At 49.0% G+C, this 18,362-nt stretch carries 18 protein-coding genes and 1 tRNA gene; 14 read left to right on the forward strand and 5 right to left on the reverse strand.

The genetic code is table 11. The annotated features are described in order from the left end of the window. Nucleotides 1–376 precede the first annotated feature (376 nt). Both uvrD and KHS78_RS20915 read left to right on the forward strand, forming a co-directional pair. Complete coding sequence (gene uvrD / locus KHS78_RS20910; RefSeq protein WP_211830903.1) at nucleotides 377–2,554, forward strand: DNA helicase II; 2,178 nt, start codon at nucleotides 377–379, stop codon at nucleotides 2,552–2,554. A gap of 137 nt (nucleotides 2,555–2,691) precedes the next feature. Continuing rightward, complete coding sequence (locus KHS78_RS20915; RefSeq protein WP_211830905.1) at nucleotides 2,692–3,801, forward strand: TRAP transporter substrate-binding protein; 1,110 nt, start codon at nucleotides 2,692–2,694, stop codon at nucleotides 3,799–3,801. 19 nt (nucleotides 3,802–3,820) lie between these two features. On the opposite strand, the gene KHS78_RS20920 is transcribed toward KHS78_RS20915, so the two are convergent. Beyond that, nucleotides 3,821–4,336 carry a hypothetical protein gene (locus KHS78_RS20920; protein ID WP_211830907.1) on the reverse strand — a complete coding sequence of 172 codons (516 nt, stop codon included), beginning with the start codon at nucleotides 4,334–4,336 and terminating at the stop codon, nucleotides 3,821–3,823. Between the two features lie 114 nt (nucleotides 4,337–4,450). After that, nucleotides 4,451–4,996, reverse strand: a complete 546-nt coding sequence (locus KHS78_RS20925; RefSeq protein WP_246506742.1) for a prolyl-tRNA synthetase associated domain-containing protein — start codon at nucleotides 4,994–4,996, stop codon at nucleotides 4,451–4,453. 669 nt (nucleotides 4,997–5,665) lie between these two features. Here KHS78_RS20925 and KHS78_RS20930 point away from each other — a divergent pair. Both KHS78_RS20930 and KHS78_RS20935 read left to right on the forward strand, forming a co-directional pair. Beyond that, nucleotides 5,666–5,878 carry a DUF397 domain-containing protein gene (locus KHS78_RS20930; RefSeq protein WP_211830909.1) on the forward strand — a complete coding sequence of 71 codons (213 nt, stop codon included), beginning with the start codon at nucleotides 5,666–5,668 and terminating at the stop codon, nucleotides 5,876–5,878. A gap of 198 nt (nucleotides 5,879–6,076) precedes the next feature. Continuing rightward, nucleotides 6,077–6,565 (forward strand): GNAT family N-acetyltransferase, encoded by a 489-nt coding sequence (locus KHS78_RS20935; RefSeq protein ID WP_211830911.1) that lies wholly within the window; start codon nucleotides 6,077–6,079, stop codon nucleotides 6,563–6,565. Nucleotides 6,566–6,738: 173 nt separating this feature from the next. On the opposite strand, the gene KHS78_RS20940 is transcribed toward KHS78_RS20935, so the two are convergent. Further along, nucleotides 6,739–7,857 carry a bZIP transcription factor gene (locus tag KHS78_RS20940; protein ID WP_211830913.1) on the reverse strand — a complete coding sequence of 373 codons (1,119 nt, stop codon included), beginning with the start codon at nucleotides 7,855–7,857 and terminating at the stop codon, nucleotides 6,739–6,741. A 359-nt stretch (nucleotides 7,858–8,216) separates the two neighbouring features. Here KHS78_RS20940 and KHS78_RS20945 point away from each other — a divergent pair, with 359 nt between their 5' ends. Further along, nucleotides 8,217–9,206 (forward strand): metallophosphoesterase, encoded by a 990-nt coding sequence (locus KHS78_RS20945; protein WP_211830915.1) that lies wholly within the window; start codon nucleotides 8,217–8,219, stop codon nucleotides 9,204–9,206. A gap of 205 nt (nucleotides 9,207–9,411) precedes the next feature. After that, nucleotides 9,412–10,398 carry a metallophosphoesterase gene (locus tag KHS78_RS20950; protein WP_246506744.1) on the forward strand — a complete coding sequence of 329 codons (987 nt, stop codon included), beginning with the start codon at nucleotides 9,412–9,414 and terminating at the stop codon, nucleotides 10,396–10,398. Nucleotides 10,399–10,559: 161 nt separating this feature from the next. Here the strand turns inward: KHS78_RS20950 and murI are convergent, their stop codons facing one another. Together murI and KHS78_RS20960 are read right to left on the reverse strand one after the other, a co-directional pair. Next, entirely contained in the window at nucleotides 10,560–11,342 is a 783-nt protein-coding gene (murI, locus tag KHS78_RS20955; protein WP_343216952.1) for a glutamate racemase, read from the reverse strand. A gap of 118 nt (nucleotides 11,343–11,460) precedes the next feature. Next, nucleotides 11,461–11,820, reverse strand: a complete 360-nt coding sequence (locus KHS78_RS20960; protein WP_211830921.1) for a TraR/DksA family transcriptional regulator — start codon at nucleotides 11,818–11,820, stop codon at nucleotides 11,461–11,463. A gap of 171 nt (nucleotides 11,821–11,991) precedes the next feature. On the opposite strand from KHS78_RS20960, the gene KHS78_RS20965 reads away from it, so the two are divergent. The 8 genes from KHS78_RS20965 to KHS78_RS21000 all read left to right on the forward strand — a co-directional run bounded on the left by KHS78_RS20965 (nucleotide 11,992) and on the right by KHS78_RS21000 (nucleotide 17,842). Beyond that, nucleotides 11,992–12,135: a hypothetical protein gene (locus KHS78_RS20965; protein WP_211830923.1), complete on the forward strand. Its 144-nt coding sequence runs from the start codon at nucleotides 11,992–11,994 to the stop codon at nucleotides 12,133–12,135. Between the two features lie 10 nt (nucleotides 12,136–12,145). Next, nucleotides 12,146–13,054 carry a cytidine deaminase gene (gene cdd, locus KHS78_RS20970; RefSeq protein ID WP_211830925.1) on the forward strand — a complete coding sequence of 303 codons (909 nt, stop codon included), beginning with the start codon at nucleotides 12,146–12,148 and terminating at the stop codon, nucleotides 13,052–13,054. A 78-nt stretch (nucleotides 13,055–13,132) separates the two neighbouring features. Further along, nucleotides 13,133–14,365 (forward strand): FAD-dependent monooxygenase, encoded by a 1,233-nt coding sequence (locus KHS78_RS20975; protein WP_211830927.1) that lies wholly within the window; start codon nucleotides 13,133–13,135, stop codon nucleotides 14,363–14,365. 55 nt (nucleotides 14,366–14,420) lie between these two features. Beyond that, a complete protein-coding gene (locus tag KHS78_RS20980; protein WP_211830929.1) occupies nucleotides 14,421–15,176 on the forward strand; it encodes an META domain-containing protein in 756 nt (251 codons plus the stop codon). A gap of 301 nt (nucleotides 15,177–15,477) precedes the next feature. Continuing rightward, complete coding sequence (locus KHS78_RS20985) at nucleotides 15,478–15,786, forward strand: hypothetical protein (protein ID WP_211830931.1); 309 nt, start codon at nucleotides 15,478–15,480, stop codon at nucleotides 15,784–15,786. A 59-nt stretch (nucleotides 15,787–15,845) separates the two neighbouring features. Continuing rightward, a complete protein-coding gene (locus KHS78_RS20990) occupies nucleotides 15,846–16,667 on the forward strand; it encodes a c-type cytochrome (protein ID WP_211830933.1) in 822 nt (273 codons plus the stop codon). A 65-nt stretch (nucleotides 16,668–16,732) separates the two neighbouring features. Continuing rightward, a tRNA-Gly gene (locus KHS78_RS20995) sits at nucleotides 16,733–16,807 on the forward strand. A 138-nt stretch (nucleotides 16,808–16,945) separates the two neighbouring features. Next, nucleotides 16,946–17,842: a LysO family transporter gene (locus KHS78_RS21000; protein WP_211830935.1), complete on the forward strand. Its 897-nt coding sequence runs from the start codon at nucleotides 16,946–16,948 to the stop codon at nucleotides 17,840–17,842. Nucleotides 17,843–18,362 lie beyond the last annotated feature (520 nt).

Here is an 18,362-nt window from a genome sequence, read left to right on the forward strand (position 1 = left end):
AGGGTGCTTCCATGCCAAGGGTGCAAACGTTGTCGGAAAGGTGGGTAATGACATTCAGTAATCTTCCCGGTCCATCGTACTGAAAGGAAACATTATTCGTTAATGTACGATGGTGCATCTTTTGTTTGCCTGATTATTAAATCGCAATCCGTAGTGTGGCTGCAACACACAGGCCAATATTTACGTTCGAGATACGACGCTGATCACACAGATTTACCCGTCATACCGGACAGTCTGGTAATGGTGCGCGAAATTGCCGGGTGTGATGAAGCAACGTCCCGATCCCTTGGAGAGGACAGTTTCCCGAATTCCCGGTTTATGGGGGCCATGGCTCTCGGTTACACTTGAGGTTTTCAATTTCCTTCCGGCTGCAATAATGGATGTCACTGCAATTCTCGACTCTCTCAATGATGCCCAGCGCGAAGCGGTAGCTCAGCCCTTGGGTTCCAGTCTGATTCTCGCCGGTGCGGGCAGCGGCAAGACACGGGTGCTGGTTCACCGCATTGCCTGGTTGATCCAGACGGAAGGGGTGTCGCCCTGGTCCATCATGGCGGTGACCTTTACCAATAAAGCGGCGGCCGAGATGCGGGGGCGTATTGAGCAGATGCTGGAAATGCCTGTCCGTGGCATGTGGGTTGGTACATTCCATGGTTTGGCGCATCGCCTGTTACGCGCACACTGGAAAGAAGCAGGCTTGCCGGAAAACTTCCAGATTCTGGATAGCGATGACCAGTTGCGGATCATCAAGCGGCTGATGCGTGCACTGGGCATGGATGAATCTAAATGGCCGCCGCGTCAGGCCCAATGGTATATCAACGGCAAGAAAGACGAAGGTCTGCGGCCGCAGCATATTGAACCGGGTTATGACCTGTTTGAGAAAAATATGCACCAGGTCTACACCGCCTATGAAGAGAACTGTCGTCTTTTGGGTGTTGTCGATTTTGCGGAATTATTGCTGCGTTCCCACGAACTCTGGCTGGAGCATCCACAACTGCTGGCCCATTACCGGGAACGTTTCCAGCAGATCATGGTCGACGAGTTTCAGGATACCAACGCCGTGCAGTATGCCTGGCTGCGTATGCTTGCCGGTGATAAAGGTAACCTGATGGCAGTAGGCGACGATGACCAGTCAATTTATGGCTGGCGTGGCGCGCGTATCGAGAATATCCGTCAGTTTACCCGTGATTTCCCCAAGGCTCTGACCATCCGCCTGGAACAGAATTACCGTTCAACCGGTACCATCCTGAAAGCGGCGAATACCCTGATCGCTAATAATCCGGACCGTTTGGGTAAGGAGCTTTGGACCGAAGGGAATGCCGGTGACCCCATCCAGGTTTATGCGGGATTCAATGAGGTGGATGAAGCCCGTTTCATTGCCGATCGTATTCAGGACGCGGCGAATAGTGGCATGGCGCGTAGCGACATCGCTATTCTCTACCGCTCCAACGCACAGTCCCGGGTGCTTGAGGAATCCATGCTGCGCAGTGGTATTCCTTACCGTATTTATGGCGGACAGCGGTTCTTCGAGCGTGCTGAGATCAAGAATGCGCTGGCGTATCTGCGACTGGCCAGCAACCAGGATGATGATCCGTCACTGGAACGGGTGATTAATGTCCCGGCGCGCGGTATTGGTGAAAAAACTGTTCAACAGATTCGGGATGTTGCCCGGAGCGGTGGTGTGTCCATGTGGCGCGCAGCCCGTGAAATGGTCAAGAGTAATGGACTGACGGCACGGGCAGCGAATGCGGTGTCTTCCTTTATTGAGCTGGTGGAAGGGTTGTCATCTTCTGCCAATGATCTCCCTCTGTCGGAATTGGCGGATCACATCATCAACGTCTCGGGTTTGATCGAGCATCACCAGAAAGAAAAAGGTGAAAAAGGTCGCGCCCGTATTGAGAACCTTGAGGAACTGGTGTCAGCCTGTAAGGAGTTTGATCCGGAAGACGTCTTCGATGAAGAGATGCAGCAGAACCTGTCGCCGCTGGACGCGTTCCTGGCCCATGCCGCGCTGGAAGCGGGTGAAACCCAGGCCGATCAATTTGCCGACAGTGTGCAGATGATGACACTGCATTCTGCCAAAGGTTTGGAGTTTCCGCTGGTCTTCATGTGTGGCATGGAAGATGGTCTGTTCCCACACAAGATGTCCATGGATGACTCGGGCGGTTTAGACGAAGAACGTCGTCTTTGTTATGTTGGCATTACCCGCGCAATGGAAAAACTGTATCTAACCTATGCGGAAAGTCGGCGTCTCCACGGACAGGAAAATTACAACCGTCCATCACGTTTCCTGCGGGAAATTCCGGGTGAGCTGATGGAAGAAGTCCGCCTGAATGCCACTATCAGCCGACCCGTTACCGCTGGCGGCGCCACCATCAATGCGGAAGTGCCGGATACCGGCCTGCATCTTGGTCAGCGGGTTGCACACGAAGTGTTTGGTGATGGTACGGTGCTGAATTTTGAAGGGCAGGGCGGCCAGGCACGGGTACAGATTAACTTTGATGACGAAGGCAGTAAGTGGCTAATGGTTGCTTATGCCAAACTGATGCCCTTGTGAAATAACGGCTTCTGTCGCTAGTATGGGCTCGAAGTAAGCATGGCTTACCGGTAATACCAGCCTGCTTTACCGCGTTATTGGGGTAAAGCAGGGCTGTTGATAATAAGAAAGTTGGATACCAACACAGGGGGATATGTATGAAACGCCGTCAGATGCTGACTGCTCTGGGTGTAGGCGCCGCCGGTGCGATGCTGGCGGGGTGTAATGACAATGCCCCGGCGCCGCAGGCTGCCGGACAGGGTACCGTCGAAAAGAAAAAGTACCGTTGGAAACTGGTGACATCCTGGCCGAAAAACTTTCCAGGGCTGGGAACAGCACCGGAGCGTTTTGCCGAGATGGTCAACCAGATGAGCGACGGCCGTCTTGAGATTAAAGTCTACGGTGCGGGTGAACTGGTGCCAGCGCTGGAAGTCTTTGATGCGGTTCGTACCGGAACCGCAGAAATGAGCCACAGTGGTGCTTACTACTGGAAAGGAAAGGAACCCGCGACTCAGTTTTTCACGGCTGTACCTTTTGGTCTGAATGCCCAGGAAATGAGCAGCTGGCTGCACTATGGCGGCGGCATGGAGTTGTGGGAAAAGCTCTATGAACCTTTCAACCTGAAGCCGTTCGCGGGTGGCAGCACAGGTGTTCAGATGGCGGGCTGGTTCAATCGCAAGATCGAGTCGCTGGAAGATCTGAAAGGCCTGAATATGCGTATTCCCGGTCTAGGTGGTGAGGTGCTGAAGCGTCTGGGCGGGTCACCGGTCAATGTGCCCGGTGGTGAACTTTTCACTGCACTGCAGACGGGTCGTATTGACGCCACAGAATGGGTTGGCCCTTATAACGATATGGCGTTTGGTCTCTACAAAGCAGCGAAGTACTACTACTACCCAGGCTGGCATGAGCCAGGTTCAACCCTGGAATTCACGGTTAATCTGGATGCCTGGAAAGAGCTGCCGGCAGACCTGAAAGCCATTGTGCAAACGGCAACTCAGGCAGCGCATCAATCCATGCTGGATGAATATACGGCACGTAACAACATGGCTCTGAATCAGCTGATCAATGACCACGGTGTGCAGGTGCTGAAATTGCCGGATGATGTATTGAAGAGCCTCCAGGACGTGGCGGAGCAGGTTACTCAGGAAGTGGCGGCGACTAACGATCAGTCGAAGGCTATTTATGAGTCGTTCAAGCGCTTTACCGAACAGGTCACGGAGTATCATAAAGTGTCAGAGATGGCTTATTACGACGCTCGTCTTCTATAGCATCTCTATCAGCCGCCACTCAGAGACTATCCAGAATCTTTTTCTGGTTTGAGTGGCGCTCATTCATCTGGTCGCGTGCTTTCTGTGCCTCGTTGATCATATCTTTTGGGTTTGCACGGTTAGGCAACAGAACATCGTCGTCCTTTTCAGCGGTATTTTCCCTTTTTACCAGTTCAGGCATGTCAGGCAGCGGTGTTATGTGGCTGGTATCGATGTGAATTTTACGTGTTTTCACGTTGGGATCTTCCGTTGGGACGGTATCTGAAAAGTGCCAGACACCGTTGGCATCCTGCCATCCGTTAACTGTTTCCTTTTGGGCTGCATCAGTGCTGTCCGGTATATAAGCCTCAAGCTTGTTGGAGATGCGTTTGCCTTCATTCAGCAGTGAGGTGAGTGTATTCGCATCGGGAAGGATATCATCAAGGGTTGCCAGTGGTTTGCCGCTGGGCCCTGGTATAAAAAAAGGGGCTGATACCAAGGCTCCAATGAACAATGTAAACGAGATACGGCGTCCCCAGTCTATTCCATGACGCATAACAGGCTTCCGGTGCAGAGCTACAGTATGTAAGCAGTGATTGCTGCTTTCCTTGCTAATGAGATTAGCTTACCGCTATGCCATACAGGACACTACACTGCCAAAGCCATACCATTATGATGCTGCCAGTTCCCGCTCCGGTATTTTGGTAATGTGCAATGTATGTCCGGTACTTTGAAGGAACTGTTCAACGCCGGCCTTGCTGATCACCAGGGTGCTGGTGTTGACCAGGGGATGACACTGAATCGCATCCTGCTGCCAGACATCTTCATCAATAACAACGGTCACATGCCTGTCTGGATCATTCACTATACCGAGCAATGTCACTGCGCCGGGCTCCAGGCCCAGATACTTTTGAAGACGTTCTGAAGAGGCCAGCTGAAGTTTTCCGATATTCAAAACCTCTCCCAACCGATTAAGGTCAGTAGCTTTGTGATCAGCGACAACGATGAGGAAGTGTCGTTTACCCTTACGGTCCTTGACGAAGAGGTTCTTGGTTCTGGCACCGGGCAGGCCAGGTGTTACACGGTTGGCCTCTTCACAGGTGTAAACGGGTGTGTGGTCAACACGTTGAAATGTGATGTTCTGGCTGGTCAGCAGGTTATAGATATCCATAGTCGTTACCTTCAACAGAATCCCATACAGAAATGCGGGCTGCATTGTTTCCCATTAAGTCCGCATATAACTACAGCGGATTGTTCAGCTTACTGAATAGCGCATGCAGGCAAAAAGGCATGTTTAGAAAAATTCGTGACGTGTCATGACGTTGGTCAGGCAATAAAGCGTTACGACCTGTTTCGCTTAGTATCGCACGATCGTTTTAAAGTCCTGCCCACTACTCGGAGTAGCGCTATCCGAAAAAGCGTCTTGTCTGCTGGAGAGCCTGTCATGGCTGGGAAAGCATGAAGTTGGCATGAACCCTGTAACACTCAGACTAAGGACGGGGGAAGGATATTCAGGGATGAATACATGCCATGGATGACGGTGTTGATAATGGCATCCACGGTGAGTGGTCAGCTTAAGCGTACATAAAAACGTTTCGGTTCCAGGGAGGAAGCTGGGGGGAGGGATACCCCTTCCATGGAAGGATATCAGGGCATGGATGCCCTGTTCTTATGACAATACAGCCGCTTTCCTGTTTTCATATAAACGACAAAGTACAATTAAAAATCTGTTTTTCATCATTACACTTTCTTTCCGCACAATTTACCTTTCATTAACACAAAGTGTTTCAGGCTCATCTAATCTCAAACTGTCGGAAGGGAAAACAGACAACAGAAAGTCTCGGAAAAGGAACATCATTAAGTATCGATTAAAGAGGTAACTATCATGAGTATGTTCTTTGCCAATGACAATAATTTTGTCAAAGCCTGTGGTGGCGGTACTGTTGGATATTGCGTTGCCGTTGCGGTAGACAAGGAAGGTGGTCTGGTTGGTATCCGTGATACCAAAGATGACAGCAAAGAAACCCTGATTTTTGATAAGGGTGAATGGCAGCACTTTATCACTGCAGTAAAATCTGGTGAGTATGATATTGAGTGAAATCTTTGAACGAGTACGAGATAAGATATTTCACACAATATGACTATTTACCGTTGTAATCCTCAAGCTATCTGAATTGATAGTGTTGTGAAGACAGATAAACACTTTCAATTCAGATAGCCAATATTTTCTTGGGATGATCTTTTTAATTGATTATCACGGTCGTCTTGTTATCTGCAATAACATCAGGAGGTTGTCATGAATACTGTATTGAAGCAGCAACCCGTTGACGATGTTGTCATTCGCTCTCTGGAAGACAAAGATTTTAAGGCGTTTCTGGCGCTGTCGACCATTATGCATCGGGAGTCAGAATATCGTAATTTGTCGTTTAGTGAGCAACGGGTAAAACAGTTTTTTGAACTCCACCTGACAGATCCAGCCTATGCCGGTTGGGTGGTGGAAGTGGAAGGTAACCTTGTCGCGGGATTCCTGGCGCAATATAACCACATCAGCCAGTTTTCGGATGACCGGGTTGCGTTTGAAAATGGTTTTTTTGTTCATCCGGCCTACCGTTGCCAGGGGATTGCCGGGCAGTTGTTTACGGTGTATGAGCAGTGGGCCAAAGAGAATGGCTGTCGGTATACCTATTGCTCAGTAACCACTGAAGTAGATGAGAAAAAGACGGTCGCCCGTCTGGAAAAATTTGGCTATCAACGTTGTGGCACGTTACTGAAAAAAGCTTTTTAGGACAATGCGGTTAATCGAGTGATGTTGATGGCTAAGTATCTATGGAAAAATAATTGGATTATCTATGATTTTATTTCTTGATTACTATCTACGATTATCTATTTTGACGGACGTTTTTAACAATGCATGGAAACTGTTGAGCAGATATCAAGCATGATAGTAATCAGGTATTTTTATAAGCTGGATAGTTTTTGTATCTCTTGAAACAGTTCAGTCGCTCGCTGAGGTATAGCTGTTCTTTGTAGTACCACTTTTAGGTTGGCTGTTATGTTAGAAATTCTATTCAGTCGATGTTCATAATTTCTTACTTTCTTTTCTAGCGATTCAAGATGGTTTTTTTTCTTTTGTCTAGATTCTTGTGCAGATATCTTATTCTTATATTTTCTGATTCTTTGACTTGCTAACTTAAGGTAGCGTTTCCTTTGAGTCGTGCTTCCTATTGTTGTTGCGATTTGTGCAAACTGATCTTTGGCTCGTTCTATAGTTGGTAATGACTTGAAATATTTTTCAAATGTATCTTTTAAATCGCCACACTCTAATTCCATTTTTGATAATAAATTGCCTAAATCAGCTGTTTTTTGAGGATTGAGTTCATCAGGCACCGACAATGTTTTCATGTGGGTTATTTCGGTCTCCTCATCACTGCCGGATTCCTCATCGCTATCAGTAGATGCGACATAATGGCATTGCTGTTCTTCATATGAAGGACTTGTTTTTGCCTCTTCCTTGACCGCTACCCATGTTTGTTCGGAGACAACTGAAAATGGAGCATGAGATACCGGAGGAAATGTTGAGCTACATGATGGCTGTTCTTCAGGATTCGGTTCTTGCTTAATTGCAGGAAGAATCGGTATGAGTTTCCTTTGCTGTGATACTGAGGCAGCAAAAAATTGAGGTGATAGCTGAGGTAGTAATGTTGCTGCTTGCTGATGTGGATCTGCTAGTCCCGATTCTGCATATTGGGTTATGTCCATAAAACTGGGTGGATTTATTATTGGGCTGGTTGGTATTCCAGGCGTCATTGTTGTGTGGGGTATAGTACCAGGTTCTATTTTTATGCTATCAGTCTGAACATATGCTGGACCTAAACTCAAATGTTCTGTGCCGATAAACTGGACATCATCATCTGCGAATAGTGGGATTTCACTCAGGTCTTGTAGTGGAGAAAGACAGCCTAAATAGGGTGTACCTGTTGTGGATGTCGCTGTACGTACCGGTGAGAGTAGTGGTTGATGTGCAGGTAGACTGCTTAGGTGTGAAGAATGTTCAGTTGATGTTGATGCTTGATGCACTATTCCACGGTTACCTGTCTGGCTGACGGTGGTAGACGGCGATGATATTGGAAACATTAGCTTTGAGCTCATACAACAATGTAGAAAAATTAAGTCTATTCTTTGTCCTCAAGAAATCACTAACCAAATACTTAATAAAGCTTACTGTTGATGAATCCTGTTATACATACAAAGGTATTGCTGGATGAAGCATCATTTAATGGGTATTTAGTTTTTATTGGGTACATGTTTGCAAGTTAATCTTACTAAATCCTATTGGTAAGAAGGGAGGAAGTTACTGGTTTCACTTGTCATTGTTTCGACATTCCTGTGTCATAAAGGCTCCAGATAATAACGAAAAAAAAACAGGAATCAGGGATATGAACCGGATTAGACAACTCTTTCTTGCAACCAGCTTGGTGGCGACCGGCGCCATGGCAGAAAGTGTCAGTTTCATTGCGATCGGTGATATGGGAACTGGTAGTGACAAACAGTATAAGGTTGCCAATGCCATAGAAAATCTTTGCCAGCAAAAAGCCTGCGATTTTGCCATCGGTCTTGGCGATAATATTTACGAGGCGGGTGTCGACAGCAGTCGTGACGACAGTTTCCAGAGTAAATTTGAGCAGCCTTATGCAGGATTGGCTTTCCCCTTTTTCATGTCGTTAGGCAATCATGATAACTCTCACTTTGCCAGCGGTGGCGGACTGGATAATTTCAAGGGCGAGTATCAGGTTGCTTATCATTATCGGGATGATCGCGGCAGTGACAAATGGCGTATGCCTAACCGTTACTATCACTTTACAGCGCCATTGGAGAGTGAAGAGCCACTGGTCGACTTTCTTGCGCTGGATTCCAACCCGATTGCCGGTGGTCTTGACTGGGATTATCAGTATTGGCGCAAACCCTATACAGCAAAGCATAAGGACTGGATAAAAAGTACCTTATCGAATGCCAATGCACCTTGGAAAATCGCGTTTGCTCATCATCCACTCCGCTCTAACGGCCGTCATGGCAATGCCGGTTTTTATGACGGTCTGGCAGGGTCGGGCAAGGACTGGCAAAAGCTGATCAAGGAAACAGTTTGTGACAAAGTGGATGTGCTGATCACCGGCCATGATCATGATCTGCAATGGTTAAAACCTAACAGTGACTGCGGTAAAACGTTCTTCATCGTATCGGGTGCTGGCGGGAAAACACGAAGCCTGACCAACCCTGACCGTAACCCTGCCTGGTGGCAGGTTGGCGATTCGCTGGGCTTTTTCAGAATCCAGATTGAAGGTAACCAGTTTACCGGGGAAGCCTACGTGGTGAATGCGGAATCAGGCCAGTGGGAGTTGGCGTATAGCAACACTATCCGCAAACATTAAGTGAAAGTTTAAGTCTCAAAATCAGCACTATGTTAAAAGGGGGAACTTTCATGTTCCCCTTTGTTCTAACCAGGAAATGATAAAGGTTGACTGGGGCGGCCCGTCGGCTTTCTTCTGCTATATAAAAAAGCGCTGTGGTTAGTTATCCAATAAAAGGCTGCAACATTTATAGTCCTGTTGATGGGAGAGCTGTTTCGTGAAACGCATGTTTTTATTTCTGTTGCTGTATTTTACGCAGATATCTGTTTATGCATTGTCGGAGGCTGTCAGCTTTATTGCAGTGGGTGATATGGGTACAGGAAATGCCAATCAATACGCTGTTGCTCGCGCTATCGCAGATGTCTGTGACAGGAAAACGTGCGATTTTGCCATCGGGTTAGGCGATAACATTTATCCATCAGGTGTTGAAAGCAGCCGTGATGAAGTTTTTGAAAGCAAGTTCGAAAACCCTTATGCCAAACTGGATTTTACATTCTATATGACGCTGGGAAATCATGATGATTCCCCTCGCTTTCCGCTAAATGGGTTGGATGATTTCAAGGGAAGATTCCAGGTCGATTATCATTACCGGGGAGACCGTTTGAGTGAAAAGTGGTATCTGCCGGCACGCTATTATCACTTTGCAGCCCCAGTTGCCTCTGATAATCCGGCGATCGATTTTTTTGCCCTGGATTCAAACCCGATAGGTGGTGGAAAAATGCACTGGGATCTTTTCCCTTGGCGCGAAACGTATCTGGCTGAGCAAAAAGCATGGCTGGGACAAATGCTGGCAGGTTCTCATGCGTCATGGAAAATTGCGTTTGCTCACCATCCCTATGTGTCCAACGGCAAGCATGGTAATGCCGGTGAGTACGATGGCGTAACCGGTTCGGGTAAGGATTGGTCCTTGCTGATGGAGGACACACTGTGTGATCAGGTGGATGTTTATTTCTCCGGACATGATCACAACCTGCAATGGTTAACGCCGGTTGAAACCTGCGGCAAGACGGGATTCATTGTATCCGGTGCGGGAGGCAAGACGCATCCATTGTTAGTAAAAGACAGGAATACGGTCTGGTGGCAGGCGGCTGATACTCTGGGTTTTTTCAGAATCCAGATTGAAGGGGATCAGTTTACCGGGGAAGCCTATACCGTTGATCCTAATACTGGAGAATGGCAGCTGGCTTATACCCAGACAGTTACTCGGCAGTAACCCTATAGTCAGCAGTGCTGACTATAGTCGTACAGCGTGTAGGGGAACTTACACTGGTTTAATGTTTCCAATGAAATACTCTCCCGGCGGGCGACAGGCTCTTAAGAACAGGTTTGCAAGAAAATGTGCCTGACGGGAGAGACCATTTTTTTTACAGGGCTTTATGGCAACAACTGTATATCGCTAATATCCCGTGAGTAGAGTGCCGGCGCCAGTGCTTCGATGGTGTCGCATGCTTGTGTGAATACGGCAATATGCGATGCATTGCCTGATGCTGAACCAGGCTTCTGGATCAAGTTGCTGACACGCCGCGCGATGGCTTGGCCAGAATCAACCCACTGCACATCCGGTGCACAGGTAGATAATGCCGCTTTCATCAGCGGAAAATGGGTGCAGCCCAGCACGATGTAATCTGGCGTGAGCGGCCGGTGCACAAAAGGCGACAGGACTTTTGCAAGATGAACCTGACTGACAGGCTGGCCGCGTAACTGCTGTTCTGCCAGATAAACCAGTTCTGATGAACCAACCCGAACAACGTCGCAATCACTGGCAAATTCCCGGATCAGTTGGTCTGTATAGGGCCGATTCACCGTGCCGGGTGTGGCCAGCAGACCAATGCAGCGATTCTGTGACAGACTGGCTGCGGTTTTAATGGCAGGTACAACACCGACAACGGGCACCGGGAGTTCCTGACGAACACGTGGAAGGGCAACAGTGCTGGCAGTATTACAGGCAATCACCATCAGCTGGGGCTGATAGGTATCCAGCAGGCGACGGAGACACTCGCTGACACGCGTCTCGACGTCGGCCTCACTTTTCGGGCCATAGGGAAAGCCGGCGTTATCGGAGCAGTACACAATGGGCAGCCAGGGTAATTGCTGGCGAACCTCATCAAATATGCTGAGCCCTCCGACCCCGGAATCAAAAATGACAATAGGTGACACGGGTCTGGTCAAATCTCATGGTTGTTCATTCGGCACGTCCATTATGCGGCGCCGGGGCGTGCATTCTGCCCACATTGTAGAGCGCGACAGGGATTACCCAAATAAGTAAATAGCCTGCTCAGGCCTGTTCCGCTTTGGTTTGACAGGTCAGACAGAGTGGCGTTTCCGGCCGGATTTTCAGCCTGTCGTAGCCAATCGGGTTATCGCAGCTGCGGCAGAAACCATAGTCGCCACTGTCCACATCTGCCAGCGCCCGGAGCACCTGCCGTAACTGTTGTTCACTTTGTACTTTACTGGCTTGGGCCATACTTTGCTGCTGAATGGCGTCAATCCGGGAAACCCGTCCGAAGGCCTGCTGGTCCAGTGTGACGGTCTGGGCGGATTCGCTGGTACGATCAAGCTGTTGCCGCAGGTCATCACGCAGGGACAGCAGGTTGCCTGTTAATTCTTCCTGCTGAGCCTGGGTCAATTCGTCCATAGATAAGCCTTTATAACGGTATGTTTACGAGGGGATTTTCAGAGGTTCTGCGGTATGGCACTGCTGACCGGAAAGATAGAAATCCCTTGGGTGTGGAGTCCCGTATATCCCATTGAGTCATGTTAATACGCAAGGAGAGCAAAATCATGAAAAAGGCGATGTAATGGATGAGTGGCCATCAATACTCATGGTGTGTCCCGATCCTATACGCTGATCCGTGAGGAGGGCGGCACCGTTTCTGGTATCGTTGACGCCCCGGTATTACACTGTCCCGCCATGGCAGGTTGCGAGATGACCTGCCTGTCACCGGTATGAAGTGAAGCCCATGTTTTCCAGTTGTTTCCGCGCTGATGTTTTTGATCAATTCCCCGCTGACAGCCACTCCCTCCTGAAAGATATCGTCTTCAGTCAGGCAGGGGTGGTATTTCCAGACCAGGTAGATGCCTTAACGAATAAGTTGGATAGTGCGCCAAATGACCTGCTGGTTCGTTTGATGCCACTGGCGGCAGCCTGCGCCTGGGCGCCGGTGTCGTCGTTTTATGTGGGGGCGGTTGCCCGTGGTCTATCGGGAAATGTCTATTTGGGCGCCAACATGGAACTGGCCGGTGGCAGCATGGCAGTGACGCTGCATGCTGAGCAGGCGGTCATCAACAATGCCTGGCTGAACGGCGAAAAAGGCTTGGATCGACTGGCGGTCAATGCGGCACCCTGTGGTCATTGTCGGCAGTTCATGTTTGAAACCAGCACGGCGGAATCCCTGGATATCATGATTGGGGATATGACGGATAGCCAAGCCGTTGAACACTGTCAGTTGACCCAGCTGCTGCCGTCCGCGTTTGGCCCAAAAAATCTGGGGGTGACAACGTTATTGATGGATGACGCATCGCAATCGTTGCAGGTAGATGAGGGTGATCCATTGGCTGTGGCAGCCTGTCAGGCAGCTTGCGCGAGCTATGCACCTTATAGCGGTGGTTATGCCGGCGTCGCACTACGAACCGATGATGATGCTGTATTTGTCGGTCGCTATGCTGAAAACGCAGCGTTTAATCCCAGCCTGACTGCCATTATTTCTGCCCTGTCCCAATTGCGTTTTGGCAGTTTGAATACGCGCCGTCGTATCAGTGAGATTGTTTTGGTTGAACACCCTGCGGCTGTTAGTCAAAAACAACTGACTGATACAGTGCTGAATGCATTAGGTGTTGATCATTTTCGATATCTCGAGGCAACCCTTTAAGCAGGCCTGAGGCAGGCTTGTCAGATTCATGGATTACAGGCAGAGTCGCCTTAAGCAAACGTAAGTTCAGGAGACAACATGACAAGGCGGTATGACGTGCTTGTGGTGGGTGCCGGCATGGTGGGCGCTGCTGTAGGCTGTGCGCTGGGACAGCAGGGAATCAAGGTGGCGCTGTTTGATCATGCCCTGCCTTCCGCCTTTTCTCCTGAGCAATCCCCCGATCTGCGTGTATCTGCCTTGAGTCCGGCGACAGAACATTTTCTGCGTGATATCGGTGCCTGGTCGCTGATGAAAGCTATGCGTATGTGTCCCTACCGGCGTATGGCTGTCTGGGAAAAACTGCGCGAACCACTGACAGGCAAAGAGCTACAACAGAGACCCAATCAGACCCTGTTTGACTGTCGCGATCTATCTGTCGATCAGCTCGGTTTCATTGTTGAAAATCGTGTGACGCAGCTGGCGATTCATCAGGTGCTGGCCGGGGTTGAGTCAGTGGATCTGTATTGTCCTGCTTCAATCGAGCACATCCGCTGGGCAGCGGATAAAGCCACATTGACGTTGAAAGACGGAGGCATATTTGAAGCACCGCTGGTGGTTGGTGCCGATGGCGCGCAGTCGCAAGTACGACAGTTGGCGGGTATCGGGCTGCACAGTGAAGATTATGAACAGCAGGCGCTGGTGGCTACGGTCGAAATCGAACCTGGCCAGCTGGATATCACTTGGCAGGCATTCACATCCACGGGGCCTTTGGCGCTACTGCCACTGCCGGATATTGATGGCCGCAGTTATGCGTCTATGGTCTGGTATAACCTGCCGGAACAGGTGCAGCGTTTGAGGGCGCTCTCTGATGAGGATTTCCTGAACGAAATGGTGCAGACCTATCCGGCCGAATTACCGGTTATCCGCCGGCTGCTGGAAAGAGGCAGCTTCCCGCTGACCAAGCGACATGCCCGACATTATGTAAAACCCGGTGTGGCTCTGGTGGGGGATGCCGCCCATACCATTAACCCGCTGGCAGGTCAGGGCGTCAATTTGGGTTTTCAGGATGCTGCGACGTTGGTGGAATTTCTGACCAATGCTTATAAAAAGCACGAACCTTTCGGCAGTCTGGCTGTCTTGAAAGAGTACGAGCGTATTCGTCGGCCGGCCAACCGTAAGATGCAGTGGGTCATGGATGCTTTTTACTATACCTTCAGCAATGATCATGCGCCGCTCAAGGTGTTGCGTAATATTGGCTTAACGGTTGCCGGACGGTTCACGCCAGGGCAAAAGCAGGTGATGAAATACGCCATGGGCTTAAAGGATGTTTAAGCCCACCGGTAATGGACTACTCTGCTAACCATTTCTTTCTATGGAGTTTGGAAACGTGAAGAGAAAGTGTCTGGTAATGGCAAGCCTGCTATTGACGGCATGCAGTACTTTTCAAAATGCAGCAATGACAGAAACCACAACGCTTTATGAACATGACTGGGTGTTGGTTACAATGAATGGCCAGGCACCTGTGGATAATTCCCGCGTCACCTTGAGGTTAGAGTCGCCGGAAAACGGACAGGGACGCATTTTCGGGGATGCTTCCTGTAATCGTTACTTTGGCACGTACACACTCGACCAACAAAGTGTTGAAATCGGTCGATTGGCCTCGACCCTGATGGCGTGTCCGGATCCAGTGATGAAACAGGAGCAGACTTTTCTGTCTGAGCTGGAACAGGTGACACGTCTTGAACAGGATGAGAATACTCTGGTTCTGGTGAATGAGTCCGGTGACAAATCATTGACGTTTGAGGCTGAGAGTCGGCTGGTCAGTGGGAGGATCATTTCTGAAACCGGTAAGTTGCCGGAAAAGGCGGTCGTGATGGTTTCGATCGAGGATGTCAGCCAGCAGGATGTCTGGTCATTCACCATTGGCATGAATGAAATGCGTCTGGATCAGGCTGAACCGTCACCCATATCGTTCGTGGTGCCCTATGCGCCCTCGCTGGTAAAGGATAATCATCGGTATAGCCTCTCCGTCAGGGTAATGGAAGAGGGCAGGCTGGCTTATATCAATGCCAGCCAGATTCCGCTGGAACTGGATTCCGGTGTCAATAATCCGGTTATTGTGGATGTCGAGGCGTTGGAATAGGCAATAGACGGAGCTGGCTGATTTTCAAAAAGAGTCAGGTGCTTTTTGGGTCAGCCGTTATGCCCGTCGTATTTATTCGATGGATCTGTTTATTGTGAGAATAAGCTCACAGCTAGTTATGAGGTCGGATCATTGGGAGGGAGACTATTCTGAACTTTCTGATTGAACCACTGTCCATTAAACGGCATGGCTGAATTAGACGCGTTATCCGTAAATTTTGCACTTTAGAATGAAAGTCATTTTATGGTTCATCAGCCTCACTATTTTCTATTAAATTGAAGTGTGATCTTGGAGGTCAACGATGAATAAATGTGTATGTTGTGAATTTTCATCTGCTAATAAAGCAAGTTTTACAATACATGTTCGTGAAGTGCACTTGTCTTGTGACGAACCCTCTTATGGTGTGTTTAAAGGAAGAGTCATTGGAGCACTTCAATATCCTGCTAACGCCGACCAAATTAATAGCTTGAAAAAAGCAGTCGGCAAAATACGCCAATATGAAATAGAACTTTCAAACCCTCCTGCATGGCATTCTAGGGCTTGTGAGATTCTTCAGATTATCTGTAATCCTCCTACGGCTGCCACAGCAAATGTTTTGCCACAGTTATAAGATTTTTTTGCAATACTAGAGAACGTTACCGGACGCAGGGTTTGTTAGTGAAGCATTTTATGTGGTTTGTATTGCTGATTATGCTCTGGGGACAGTATCCACAGGTGAGCGAAGGTAGCGTTGTTCAGTTCTTCGTTGAGCAGGACGAGGTGGCAAGTGTTGACCTCACGGCGCCCGGTTCCGGACTGAAGAGCCAGATCGTCGATTTGTATGACCCCTACTTTAATAAGACCAAAAAATATGAAGCTTTCCGACTCAGTGATGTGATGATGCGTGGTTTTGCAGAACGCTGGCGAGCGCCAGAATTCTCGGATGTGGCCTTTGTCGCGCTGGATGGCTATCAGCCCGTCCTGGGGCTGGAGCAAATTGAGGAAAAACCCGAAGCATGGCTGGCTTTCCGGGATGCCGATCGCGCATCCGGTTTTGAACCGTTTGGTGAGAAACATATCGATTTCAGTCCCTATTACCTGATCTGGACCGGGGATCACCAACGTTTTACAACAGGTTACCCTTGGCCAAACCAGATTATAAAAATTGTTCTGCTTCGTTTTCAGAATCGTTATCCGGCGGTTTTTCCACAGAAAGTGCGAGAAACATCTGATGTCTGGCAGGGGTTTAAGTTGTTTCGGCAGCGATGCCTTACCTGTCATGCAATGGATAGGCAGGGAGGTTGGCTCGGGCCAGATCTGCTGATGCCGAAAGGCATTGTCTCTTACCGGGATGATGCGTTCTTGAAAGCCTATATCCACAAGCCGTCTGATTTCCGGTATTCGAAAATGCCAGATAATGAAGATCTCGGCAGTAAGGAGTTGGATCAGATCATCACTTACCTTAAACACCAAGAGCAGCACAAGACTTTAAGTGATGCTGAGCGTCAGTAGTCGTTTGAGTTGATTTTCGTCAGTTGTCCGTTTCAGTGCAGATCGATAGAATAGAGTCTCTGCTCGCGGGTATCGTATAGTGGTTATTACCCGAGCTTCCCAAGCTCGTGAGGCGGGTTCGATTCCCGCTACCCGCTCCAAATCGCATTTTCGACATTCTTCTCTGGACAAACTTCCCAAATACCGATAATTAAGCGACATATTATTAATAAAGCTGCCGGCTACTAATTCATTGTCGTTTATAGGGCTGATGCAACCATTACTCTGGGTGAGATGTCATGAGCTTCGGGACTGCGTTGTTCTTTGTCGCCTTGTTTGCCGGTTATGGAATAAGAGTACGTCAACCGTCGGCACTGAAGCGGATTAGCCAATCCTTGCTTGCCATTACGCTGGGTATTTTGTTTCTCATGGGGTACGGACTGGGAACCCTTGAGAATATGGCAGAGAATCTCATGTTGGCGCTGGAAATGGCCTTGCTGTTTCTGGTCTGTATCACGCTGGCAAACCTGGTGGGGTTGCTGCCTACCATTCGGATGATTACCGGTGAGGCAGTGGGCGGGCGTCCATCATTACTGGGCATGGCGCTCGAATCATTGATGTTTGCCGGTATCGTTGTCGTGGGCATGGTCGTTGGCATTTTAGTGAACAAGCCTTTTGCATTGCTCGATAGTCTGGCTAATGGGCTGCTTTACCTGATGCTTCTCCTGATCGGTGTCCAGCTGCGTAGCAGTGATATCGCCATAAAAGATGTGCTGCTGAACAAAACCGGTATACGGATCGCGGCAACGGTGGTGATTACTGCATTGCTTGGTGGGTTGTTGGCCGGTTGGATAGCCGGTGTGCCGGTCAATGTTTCACTGGCATTGTCGTCTGGTTTTGGCTGGTACTCACTCAGTGGCATTATGATCGGTGACCAACTGGGTCCGGTGTATGGCAGCGTTGCGTTTCTGGTCGATTTATCCCGGGAGCTGGTGGCACTTTTATTGATACCGTTTGTCATTCGCCGTAATGCACCCATGGCCATTGGATATGGTGGTGCGACCTCAATGGATTACACATTGCCAGTTATTGAAAGAACGGGTGGTGTTCACTGTGTCCCGGTTGCTGTTGCCAGTGGCTTTATCCTGAGTTTATCGGCTCCGTTGTTGATACCGGTGTTTCTTGGAATCGCCTAAGTGATTCATGTAAGAAAGTAGTCAAGGGACAGGTCTTTTTGTTTAAGGGAAGGCTTGTCTGCGCTGAGCGATAAATGATGCAAGTTGCCTATTGATATCTCCAGATGTCTCTATATAATTCGCCTCCGTTGTCTGCGATGCATTCTTCTAACCACCGCACTGAGCGGGGGTTGACAGCGAAAGCAAACGCTGTAGAATGCGCCGCCTGTCAACGAGCTTCGCTCTCCGGTTCATCGGACGAAACAAGCGCTTGACACTGAAGTCCGCCACTGTAGAATGGCGGCCTCGCTGAAGCGGGTAAGGTTCTCCGGAACGCAGCCTGGACATCTTCAACGAGCTGTTCTTTAACAAATTATCAAGCAATTCGTGTGGGCGCTTTCTCGGATGAGAAAAGTTATTTCTTCGGAAATAACCAAAGATTTTCATCATGAGTAAGCACCACTTGTTAATTCATTACGAATGATAGGTAGTTCTTGCGAACTGATGAGCCAGATTTGATGCCTTAAGCATCAGTTAGATT

The organism is Kistimonas asteriae (genome assembly GCF_018263925.1).
In the GTDB taxonomy this organism is placed as follows: Bacteria; Pseudomonadota; Gammaproteobacteria; order Pseudomonadales; family Endozoicomonadaceae; genus Kistimonas; species Kistimonas asteriae.